Here is an 11,695-nt window from a genome sequence, read left to right as displayed (position 1 = left end):
TAATATCCCTCAAGTTCAAGAAACACGATTTATACGGGTGTTTGGTATCAACCAGTGAAGTATGTTAATATAGATACTACTACAATCACCAATAATACGGATAAAACAATATCAATCGGGGTATAACTATTTTTAGTTTCTTCTTTTTGCTCTGATGACAATGTTCCGAACGCAAGACCTTTAATCGTTGCATAATCCGGCGCTGTAGTAACCAGACTAGTTGTTACACAAACAATCACGGAAAACACAAACATGAATATTGCCATATGTGCAAAATTGATAGTTGCAAACTCATAGGCAAAGCCTGATAAATCATCCTTTAAAATTTCTGCTGTAATTCTTAAAGCAGCTATCAAAAGACCCGAAAACAATGTAACAATTGCAGCTTTAGAATTTACCCTTTTCCAAATTATTCCTAGTATAAATACTGCTGTAATAGGTGGTGCTATATAAGATTGTACACTTTGTAGGTATTGATACAAAACACCTCCACCTATTTTGTTCATAATAGGAATCCATATAATTCCTAGAACAACTACTAATGATGTAGCTACTCTTCCGATATTTAATAACTTTTTCTCTGGAGTTGCCGGTTTTAATTTTTTATAAATATCTATTGTAAATATGGTGGAGCACGAATTAAATACAGACGCCAATGAACTCATTAATGCCGCCATCAATCCTCCGGCAACTAAGCCTTTTAATCCTGTTGGTAAAAGGGTTTTTACCAAAACAGGGAATACCTCATCCGCTTTATCATATGTCAAAACACCTTGTTTTGCTAAAGCAAAAGCTATAATACCTGGTATTAAAAAGATAAAAATTGGTAATATCTTAAGATATGCTCCAAAAATGGCTCCACGTCTACCTATTTTTATATTATTTGCAGCTAACGTTCTTTGAACAATATATTGATCTGTACACCAATACCAAATACCTACAATAGTTCCTCCAAACAATAAGCCTGTCCAAGGAAAATCTGGGTCAGACATAGGTCGCCACATATTAAAATGGTCAGAACCTACGGTAGTTCTTAGATTTTCCCAACCACCTACTTCTTGTAACCCTAGGTATGTAATAATTAAAGATCCAGCAATCAATACTACAGTTTGTAAGGTTTCTGTATAAATCACAGCTTTCATACCTCCAACTATGGTATATGCTCCTGTAAAAACAACTATCCCAATAGCTCCATACCAGAAAGGTATACCTAGTAATTCTGAAACTACTATTCCTCCTGCATATATTGTTACTGATACCTTGGTAATTACATATCCTACTAAAGAAAAAATAGATAAAAACCAACGTGATCTACTGTCAAATCTTTTTTCTAAAAACTCAGGCATCGTAAACACCTTGCTTCTCATATAAAATGGTAAGAACAACCAACCTAATAATAGAACAATCCAAGCGTGTAGTTCGTAATGAGCCATTGGCATCCCTGATTCAGCTCCTGTACCTGCCAAACCGACCACATGCTCTGATCCTATATTAGAAGCAAATATTGATGCTCCTATAACAAACCAACCTACATTACGCCCTGCTAAAAAATAATCCGCCGTATCCTTATTTCTTTGTAATATTACCCAGACAGCTACGCCTATAAGTGCTAAAAAGTAAACACTTAATACCATCCAATCTAATTGTTCTAAGACTGATTCCATAAATCTTTTTTGGTTAATTATATAGTTTGTATTGTTTGATAATTACAGTAATCCAACTTTTAAACAACTATCTTATTTAGTTAGACTATTGCAGAAAAACATTTACAAACCTATGAACGATTAGCAATTTTAAAAAACATCGTTTGACAAATCGTTTATTTTTTACTTAAAATTTTAAGTAAAAACCAAAAATATTATGCGACCTCCCGATGAGATGGGATATTTGAAGCGAATACTATAAATTATGATGCATCACGAAGTGTGTTTTTTCAGATTTATAAAAAACATCTATTTTTAGTACGTATACACCTTTATTGATGAAAAATGAGGAAGTAATAATTGTTATATTATTAAGTATTTCTTATTAAGAACTGACTATAAACAAATCAACTTTTGTTTCTGCAAATCCGAAAACCTTGATCTGGGCCTACACCGCTAGCTTCAAAATAATCTCTATTGTCATTTTTGGAGTAAATTTCAATGCCAATCCATCCACCACCTCTTTGTGAACGAAAATGTCCACGAGGTATCCGCTCATCTTCATACCAATCATCACACCATTCCCTAACATTTCCTGTTAAATCATATAAACCAAGTTCATTGGGTTTTTTGGCACATATAGGATGTGTTCTACTCTTATTATTTTCTAAAACACGATAATTCCATTGTCCTTTTAAAATAGTATCTCCACTATTTCTCCAGTACCAGGATATCTCCTCAATATTATTGCTTCCACTATATGAATAGCTTTTACTTAATTGACCTCCACCTGCTGCATATTCCCATTCGATTTCGGTAGGCAAACGATATCCATTTGCTTTTGGATTTTTCTTAACTAACCATTTAATACTATCGAACTCGGAGGTATTAAACTTATCTATAGAATCTTTATAAATTTTATAATAAGGTCTTAATCCATCTATTATACTTTTTTTGATACAAAACTCTACACAATCATACCAACTCACCATTTCGACAGGTAAACTATCTCCTTTAAACTTGGAAGGATTACTCCCCATTATCTCCATCCATTCCTTTTGTGTAACTTCTCTTTTAGCTATATAAAAATCATTTACATAGGCATTTTTTCCATATAAATTAGATTGTCTATTTATAAAGGTTCCCCCTTTGACTAAAACCAGATCACCATTGATGACTCTTTTCGTTTCTTCCTGATCACAGGAATAAAACATCATTAGGAATCCAGCAAAAAAATAAAACAAAACTCTTTTCATTACTAAGTCAAAAAAATAATAAACTGTCTATCTCTAATAAGGTCTAAAATTATAAGGCCGAAACAATGAATCGGCCTTATAGTTTTAGTTTTTTATGTACTAACTACCAAATACTAGCATTAATTTTCCCCCAGTTACCTGTATAGGATTCGATACCAAAAACCTGATAATCAAAATCTCTTAGATTTCCCCATTCTGGTTTATGGCCACCATACTTATTCCAATGATTAATATGCGCTTGCATGTGAACCTGCTGATTAGAACCAGTAGAGACACTACCGTGCTCACTTATATATTGATAAAATGTTTTAGTACCTAAAATTGAAGGGGCATTGGATCTCAATTGTTTCTTAAATTTATAATTCTTGCCATTTACAGTATAATTCCTGTTTTGGTTTTGACCTGTAATACTTCCCTTTTCTACTACATAATATTCTATAAGTGGAGTTTGTGTCCAACCATATACACCTACAAAATTATAAGATCCTTGAAGCAATCCAATATTGTAGTTTATTCTTCTTCCATTACCAGTCGACCAGCCTTTCCCTCCAACAATATCTTGATTGTTATCGTATTCGATCTCAAAATTACCGCTATATTGGTTAGCGTAAGGAAACCTCAATCTACCCCATCCTCCTTCTTTATAAATAGTCCAAAAGTAGCCCTTATTATACCCGTCGGTTCGATTATCACTAATGTATCCGTTATTGTCTATCGACTTTTGTTCGATTTCTGTTGTTTCTGGTAGATTATCAGAATTCAAATCATCAGAGCAATTAGTAAATAACAACAAACAGAGTACTGAAATGCTTAAAAATGTTTTCATAATTAAATACGTTTAAGTTAGAATAATTTAAAAATTCATATTCAATCATCAACAATACTCTTTGGAGTCAAATCAATTACGAATACGAATGAATTTGTGTTAAAAATTTAGTTAATGCTCAAAATTATAACTCAATATAAAAACAATTGACAATTTTATTGATTTTAAATCTAATTCTACGAAAACTTTTCGTAAGCACATAAAATGCTGAATAACAATAAATTAACTATTCGCATATGGAGAGGTTGGTTCGACTTATCTTTAAAAATGACATCTTTTCAATATTCGCTCTAAAAAAATAAAATTTCTATTCGCTTCTAGTCATCCAAAAAAAAAGGTAGCTCTAAAATATTTGAAGCAATCTTTACAAATTTTGTTGCAATTAGAATTTCACATCCTTATAAATTAAATTATTAAGATTACTTTACGAAAAAAGCATATTTACCTGATTTTTACGTATAACTTATTAAAACCTTTTATAAAATTTTGATATCTCAAAATATACTGCTCTTAGCCATTATTTAGTCAAAAAACATCTTTAAAAACTAGTATGAAAAAAAAGAGAATCACACTAAAGGATATTGCAAAAAAATTCAATGTTTCTATTGCGACAGTTTCAAAAGCTCTGAATGATAGTTATGAAATTAGCAACAGCACTAAATCTATGATTCAGGAGTACGCGAAAGAACTTCAATATAAATCTAATAATAGCGCTTTTGCTAACGAAAGGCATAAAAGCACCAAAACCATAGGAGTTATTATACCTAATATGCTTAATCACTTTTTTACAAAAGTTTTTGTAGGCATCGAAAAGATTGCAACAGAAAAAGGATATAATATCATTACTTGTATTTCTAACGAATCTCGAGAAAAAGAAGTTGCTGCTATGGAGCTATTAAAAAACTCAGATTTAGATGGATTCATATTATCTATTGCAGAAGAAACACAAATCAAAAAGGACTTTAGTCATTTTCGGAATGCAATAAATCAAGGAATCCCAATCATAATGATTGACAGAGTCACTGATGAAATAGAATGTGATAAGGTTATTGTAAATGACGAAGAAGGAGCTTTTAATGCTGTTAATTATTTTATTAAAACAGGTTGTAGAAATGTTGCAATAGTTTCTAACATACATCAACTTAGTGTTGGAGAACTTAGACTTAACGGGTATAAAAAAGCGCTTACAGAAACCGGTATTCCAATTGATGAAGATTTAATACTTAAAATTGACGAATTCAATGATATCAATACCTTGCTAAAAATATTACTTGATTCTAAAAAAGTGGATGCTATATTGTGTCTTGAAGAAGATTCTGCTATTAGCACGCTAAAAATGGTATTATCCAAAGGATATAAAGTGCCTGAAGACATTTCTATTATAGGGTTTACTAATGGCGTTCTTCCTCGCCATGTAACGCCATCTATTACTACTATAAGCCAACACAGTATCTATCTTGGGGAAGCTGCTACAAAAATCCTTATTGACAAAATAGAAAATGAAAACATAGAAACTTCTTATACTACTAAAGTTATAAAAACGAACCTTATTGAAAGAGAATCCACAAAACGTCTTCACTAACGACAGAGTAGGAGAACCAACCTAGCTTATAATTTTGCCTGTTTAACCCATTTTATATTAGAAAATCTATTATGGCTCGAGACTACTACAAAGACGAAGTTCTAATGCATAAAGCAGTTTAAATAATCGAAAACTCGAATACACTCCTATTCTCATATTCTTCTCCTACTTTTAGTAAGGAAGATGGAAAATGATGATGATTGGGTGCATCAGGATAATTCTGATTTTCAAAACAAATAGCGGGAAAACGATCATATTTTGTTTGATTCTTAAAATTCCAATGAGGTAAATTTTCTGGAGTATAAATTACTACCGCAGATTGATTTGTTTTTATTTTCATCTGTAAACCACTCACTGGGGAAACAAGTTTAGCCTTTATTTTATTCACTGATTCTCCATTTTTAGTTTTATAAATAAAGGTGTCATCTATTAGACCAAAATTAGCTAAGGATTGTAAGTTTTTCGGCTCTAAAAAATCAAACTTAGTACCAGTGACTGATATCAGTTCTCCTGTTGGTAATTGTTTCGAGTCAACTTCTAAATATTCAGAGCAATCTAAAAGTAATGAATGATCTAAAATGTTATTTGAACCATTAAGATTAAAATATGCGTGATTAGTAAGATTCACAAAAGTATCTTGATCCGTGACAGCCTTATAGGTAATGTCTAGAACATTATTATCTGATAAATGATAAATAGCCTTCGCCTCCAGATTCCCAGGGTATCCTTCTTCTAAATGCCTGCTGAGATATGAAAAAACAACAGTGTTTGTGCTATAATCTATTGATTCTACTTCCCAAACTTTTTTATCAAAGCCTTCTGGTCCGCCATGTAAATGAACGCCATTTTCCTGATACAGTCTATACTCTTTATTATTTATAGTAAAGCCTCCAGTACTGATCCTACCCGCATATCTTCCTATCGAGGCTCCCAAAAACTTAGCACTTGGATGGTATGCAACTTCCTGGTAATCTTTAACAGAATCCAATCCTACTACAACATTAATTAACTCTCCTCTTTTATTCGGAATCTCTAAGCTTACGATTGAAGCACCATAATTAGTTAAGGTTAATTTAGCTCCTTGATTATTTCTTAGTATTGGAGAAAGAAGTTCTAAATTTCTTTCTTTACCTGATGTCTTTTGAGTCATTGCCATCTTTTTATTGTTCATACCTCATTATTCATTGATACCTAAACTAAAAAAACCCAGATTATACATTAGAAAATCTGGGTTTAAGTTTAGAATACTTACAAACTATATTGTTAAGACATTTCAAGAATAGATATATTATATTCTCTCATCGTTATATTAATTTCCTTTCTTATAATCCTCTAAGAATTTTGCTAAACCTATATCCGTTAGAGGGTGATTTAACAATCCTGTTATAGATGATAAAGGTCCGGTCATTACATCTGCTCCTATTTTAGCACAATCAATTACGTGCATTGTATGTCTAATAGATGCTGCAAGAATTTCAGTTTGGAAACCGTAATTATTATAGATGTGTCTTATTTCCGATATTAGATGAAGTCCATCTGTAGAAATATCATCTAATCTACCAAGAAAAGGGGATACATATGTCGCTCCTGCTTTTGCAGCGAGTAGTGCTTGTCCAGAAGAAAACACTAAAGTAACATTCGTTCTTATACCTTTATCCGCAAAATATTTACATGCCTTTATACCATCCTTTATCATAGGAAGCTTTACCACAATCTGGGGATGTAAAGCGGCTAGCAATTCTCCTTCACTTATCATTCCTTCAAAATCAGTCGATATTACTTCTGCAGAAACATCTCCATCAACTATGCTACATATTTTTTTATAGTGATCGATTATATTTTGCTTTCCTGTAATACCTTCTTTAGCCATTAGTGAAGGATTCGTAGTAACTCCATCTAGAATCCCTAAAGACTGGGCTTCGGATATTTGATCCAAATTAGCAGTATCAATAAAAAATTTCATATTCTTTTTTCTATATAAAATGTTATAAACTCAAGCAGTTCATTAAATGTATTGATTAATGATATTCTCAAATAACTCCTGTTTTCCGCTTTGTAGAGCAAGCTCTCCGTTATCCGATGCTATTTCGTACAGATCTTTGAGGTTTAATGCTCCATTTTCAAAATCTTTCCCTTTTCCTGTATCGAAAGAGCTATATCTATCTGTTCTTAATTTTTCGTACGATGACGAAGAGATTATTTTATCCGCCGTAATCAACCCTCGCGCAAAAGTATCTGCTCCACCAATATGTGCCAAGAACACATCTTCTAAATCTGTAGAATTCCTTCTAATTTTTGCATCAAAATTAACTCCTCCTCCTTGAAGTCCTCCTGCTTTTAAGAACACCAACATGGCCTCTGTTACTTCTAAAATATTGTTAGGAAACTGATCTGTATCCCATCCGTTTTGATAATCTCCTCGATTAGCATCTATACTTCCTAACATTCCTGAGCTCGCCGCTACCTCTAATTCATGCTGAAAAGTATGCTGTGCCAACGTCGCATGGTTTACCTCTATATTTATCTTAAAATCTTTATCTAATCCATGTTCTTTAAGAAACCCAATAGAAGTGGCTGTATCAAAATCATATTGATGTTTAGTAGGCTCCATTGGTTTAGGCTCAATGAAAAAAGTTCCTTTAAACCCTTGTGCTCTTGCATAATCTCTAGATATCGTTAAAAATTGAGCTAGATGATCTAATTCTCTTTTCATATCGGTATTAAGCAAGGACATGTAACCTTCTCTACCACCCCAAAACACGTAATTCTCGCCCTCTAATGCTATCGTTGCATCTAGCGCTAATTTTACTTGCCCACCAGCTCTTGCTAATACATTAAAATCGGGATTGGTAGCAGCACCATTCATATATCTAGGATTAGAAAAGCAATTTGCCGTACCCCATAATAATTTAACACCTGATTCCTTTTTTTTCTGTTTCAAATAATCGGTTATGATAGAAACTCTTTTTTCTGACTCAGAGAATGTCGGTCCTTCTTGTATCAAATCAAAATCGTGAAAGCAGAAATAATCAAATCCCATTTTAGTAATAAACTCGAATGCAGCATCCGCTTTATCTTTTGCTGCTTGTATTGGATCTGAGGATTGATCCCAAGCAAAATTTTGTGTCCCCCATCCAAATGGATCAGCTCCTTGACCACAGAATGTATGCCAATACGCTATTGCAAATCTAAAATGCTCTCTTAACGTTTTTCCAGCTACAATTCTTTCCGGATCATAATACTTAAATGCCAACGGATTGTCAGATTCTTTTCCTTCAAATTTAATTTCACTTATCCCTTTGAAATATTCTTTGTCTCCTAGTAATACCATTACTTATTTTTTTAAAATTCTATTTAATTCATTTTTCCATCTTTGGTAAGCCGATTGATAATCATCACTATTATGTAAAGGATGATAGGTCATTACTTTATCATTTTTTATTATCATCTCACCAAAATCATTAAATGCACCGTGAGTCCATCCTGCAGCTCTTGCTGCTCCGATTGCACCGGTTGTATTATAAATTTCTATTTCTTGATCTATTAATGTAGAAACTGTGTTAGAAAAAATTTCAGATCTAAATAAATTATCATTTCCAGCCCTTAGTACTTTTATATTAGCTCCATCTTTTCTTAAAATTTCCATTCCATACACAAAAGAAAATGCAATTCCTTCTAATGCTGCCCTGCATATGTGTGATCGAGTATGTTTATTTAAATTGATATTACAAATTTGAGTTCCAATTGTTTTATTTTCAAACATTCTCTCAGCTCCATTACCAAAGGGTAGTATTTGTAGATCATCAGATCCTACTGGAACTTCTGAAGCAAGCATATTCATCGTCTGATATGAATTGGTTTCTAGGCTAAGATTGTCTTTTAACCATCTATATTGAATACCTGCTCCATTAATGCATAGTAATTTACCAATTATTGGCTTCTGCTCGCTATAACTAACATGTGCAAAATTGTTATACTTAACAGGTTCTTTTCCTGATACCTTATCTGTTACCGCATAAATAACGCCTGAAGTACCGCCCGTTAATGCGACTTCTCCCGGGTTAAAAACATTAAGAGACAAAGCATTATTGGGTTGATCACCTGCTCTATAAAAAATTGGTGTTCCTGTTTGTAAACCACTTTCTTGAGCTCCTTTACTATTTAGCTCTCCCTGATTCGAAAAAGTATCTACTATATCGGGTATTAGACTTGGGTCAATATCATAATACTCTAACAACCAGTTTGCAGGCTGCTGTTTTTTATAATCCCATAGTATTCCTTCGGATAATCCTGATTTAGTTGTATTAATATTACCCGTAAATTTATAAGCTATATAATCACCTGGTAACATAAATTTATATGCTTTCTTATAAATACCAGGTTCATTATCTCGTACCCACTTTAATTTTGATGCGGTAAAATTTGCAGGTGAATTGAGAAGATTTTCTTTACACTTTTCTTCTCCTAATTCTTTAAAAGCCTTATTTCCGATATCAACTGCTCTACTATCACACCAAATAATAGAATTTCGCAATAACTTCCCTTCAGTATCAACCAAAACAAGTCCATGCATCTGATACGATATGCCTATTCCCAGAACTAACTCTGAAGCAACTGTGTTTTCCTTTAATAATCGTTTACTGGCATTACAAACATTCTCCCACCAGAAATCTGGATTTTGCTCTGCCCAATCTCTGTTTACCGAAATAATATCCATCTCATCCTTTGGTTCATGTATTGAAGCAATACTTTTACCGCTCTCTGAATCGATCAACGATGCTTTAACAGATGAACTTCCTATGTCAAATCCTATATAATACATTCAGCACTTTAGTTATTGGATATAAAAATCTAAAATCTATATTAATTACAATCGATAAGTTGTGGATATAAACGAAAACTAATACGTAAATTTTCGTAAAAAAGTAAAGGGTGTTTTCTTTTCGAATAAAAACTATTCTAGACAATAGAGATAAGAACTATATATGTTACAGGGTATTAATTACTTTTGTAGCCAATTCTTATACTTGCCTAAAAAGAAATTTTCTTTGTCCTTAAAAAAACTTAGAGCTTCTACTTTTACAGGCAATATCATTCCCAGTTGAAGGTGTTGATTGTGATTAAATCTCATATATTCTGTAGCAACAAAACGAATCGTAGCTTTTCCTTTTTTAAAATCAAGTATGCAAAAGCCAGATTTTGTAAATTTTATGCCAACATACGGATTTTGTAAAAACCCTGTAATATCTTTTAAGCTCTGTATACTTTCTATATCTATTTGATACTCTTTTACCTTCTTTAATACCCAAGAATCGTTTTTAAAAGCATCGACAACATCTTTTTCCTCAAACAATTTTAGAATTGTTATTTCATTTCCGGTTTTTAGGGAAATACTTTTAACACTAACAGTACCTCCTGGGGTTCCACAAGCAGATTCAGCATTTTCTTTATATTCATAACTATAGAAATTTCCAACAAGAGATAATGGATTGTAATAGGATTCGAAATGAGCGGTACAATCGGTATTTGGCATTTCATTTTTTTCCATAAATCGATCATAATCCGTTTTTGTATTGTAGATTTCAGTTTGATCGATAATGAGCTTATTCTTGAAAACACGAGCATCATTTTTATTGAAAAGAATAGAATCTTGGATTTGAGATCTACCTATATTACTTATAAAAATTATAAGTAAAAACCGAACAGTGTTGTTTTTCAAAAGTATACTTCTAAAAAAAAAATGATAACTATTTTTCATAATATGCCACATATAAACCTGCCATTTTTTGATAGTATGCGGCTTCTTTTGTTACCGACTTAGCATACTTCTTAAATAAATCATATACTTTAAGATATTTTTCATTCTCGGTATTATACGTATAAGCTCCTGCCAATAAATATTGATTAGCAGCAACCATCCAATCTTCACCTCCTTCATCTAACTTTAGTCCTTTTTCTAGATGAGGTTCTGATAGGAAATACTTTCCTTGTTGATTATATAACAGCCCTAACATAATATTTGCTCTTCCATGACATTCGCAATGACTAATAGCGTTTCTGTATGCATCTTCAGCTTCTCCTACAATTTTTCTTCCACCTTCAGATAAAGCTTTTGTTGTTGCAGATGCCAATCCTGGTTGTAATAATGCTGTAAGAATACGACCATAATCAAAAACCGCATTTGCATTTTTAGGAGCTGCTATCATGTCCTGATATTCTCCATCTAACTTTTTCATTTGAGCACGATCTATTTCATTATTTCTTATCGCATCTTCTATTAATGAATCAAGCACTCCTTTTTCTATAGGTTTAAAGGTAAACTGTGCTATTCCAGATACATTAAAAAATAATATTGCCGTATATAGTAAGATATTTCTCATAAACAAAT

Annotated in this window: 10 protein-coding genes; 1 reads left to right on the top strand and 9 read right to left on the bottom strand. The window is 32.4% G+C overall.

Annotated elements, in window-relative coordinates; genetic code table 11:
• Nucleotides 1–47 precede the first annotated feature (47 nt).
• From D1818_RS15080 to D1818_RS15070, 3 genes are all read right to left on the bottom strand, one after another.
• Nucleotides 48–1,664 (bottom strand): sodium:solute symporter, encoded by a 1,617-nt coding sequence (locus D1818_RS15080; RefSeq protein ID WP_118459818.1) that lies wholly within the window; start codon nucleotides 1,662–1,664, stop codon nucleotides 48–50.
• A 386-nt stretch (nucleotides 1,665–2,050) separates the two neighbouring features.
• A complete protein-coding gene (locus D1818_RS15075; protein ID WP_118459817.1) occupies nucleotides 2,051–2,899 on the bottom strand; it encodes an SUMF1/EgtB/PvdO family nonheme iron enzyme in 849 nt (282 codons plus the stop codon).
• A 103-nt stretch (nucleotides 2,900–3,002) separates the two neighbouring features.
• On the bottom strand, nucleotides 3,003–3,725 hold the full coding sequence (locus D1818_RS15070) for a glycoside hydrolase family 11 protein (RefSeq protein ID WP_118459816.1): 723 nt from the start codon (nucleotides 3,723–3,725) through the stop codon (nucleotides 3,003–3,005).
• A 550-nt stretch (nucleotides 3,726–4,275) separates the two neighbouring features.
• On the opposite strand from D1818_RS15070, the gene D1818_RS15065 reads away from it, so the two are divergent.
• Nucleotides 4,276–5,307 (top strand): LacI family DNA-binding transcriptional regulator, encoded by a 1,032-nt coding sequence (locus D1818_RS15065; protein WP_118459815.1) that lies wholly within the window; start codon nucleotides 4,276–4,278, stop codon nucleotides 5,305–5,307.
• 118 nt (nucleotides 5,308–5,425) lie between these two features.
• Here D1818_RS15065 and D1818_RS15060 read toward each other — a convergent pair whose 3' ends face one another.
• The 6 genes from D1818_RS15060 to D1818_RS15035 all read right to left on the bottom strand — a co-directional run bounded on the left by D1818_RS15060 (nucleotide 5,426) and on the right by D1818_RS15035 (nucleotide 11,687).
• Nucleotides 5,426–6,478, bottom strand: coding sequence for an aldose epimerase family protein (locus tag D1818_RS15060; RefSeq protein ID WP_118459814.1), 1,053 nt, complete (start codon nucleotides 6,476–6,478; stop codon nucleotides 5,426–5,428).
• Between the two features lie 138 nt (nucleotides 6,479–6,616).
• A complete protein-coding gene (gene fsa / locus D1818_RS15055) occupies nucleotides 6,617–7,270 on the bottom strand; it encodes a fructose-6-phosphate aldolase (protein ID WP_118459813.1) in 654 nt (217 codons plus the stop codon).
• A gap of 42 nt (nucleotides 7,271–7,312) precedes the next feature.
• The gene (xylA, locus tag D1818_RS15050; RefSeq protein ID WP_118459812.1) at nucleotides 7,313–8,638 is read right to left on the bottom strand and encodes a xylose isomerase; all 1,326 of its coding nucleotides are present in this window, start codon (nucleotides 8,636–8,638) and stop codon (nucleotides 7,313–7,315) included.
• Between the two features lie 3 nt (nucleotides 8,639–8,641).
• A complete protein-coding gene (locus tag D1818_RS15045; RefSeq protein WP_118459811.1) occupies nucleotides 8,642–10,129 on the bottom strand; it encodes a xylulokinase in 1,488 nt (495 codons plus the stop codon).
• A gap of 180 nt (nucleotides 10,130–10,309) precedes the next feature.
• Entirely contained in the window at nucleotides 10,310–11,026 is a 717-nt protein-coding gene (locus D1818_RS15040) for a hypothetical protein (RefSeq protein WP_147406139.1), read from the bottom strand.
• Nucleotides 11,027–11,054: 28 nt separating this feature from the next.
• Nucleotides 11,055–11,687, bottom strand: a complete 633-nt coding sequence (locus tag D1818_RS15035) for a hypothetical protein (RefSeq protein ID WP_118459809.1) — start codon at nucleotides 11,685–11,687, stop codon at nucleotides 11,055–11,057.
• Nucleotides 11,688–11,695 lie beyond the last annotated feature (8 nt).

It is taken from the genome of Aquimarina sp. BL5 (assembly GCF_003443675.1).
Lineage (GTDB): Bacteria > Bacteroidota > Bacteroidia > Flavobacteriales > Flavobacteriaceae > Aquimarina.
This window is presented reverse-complemented; position numbering and strand designations above follow the sequence as displayed.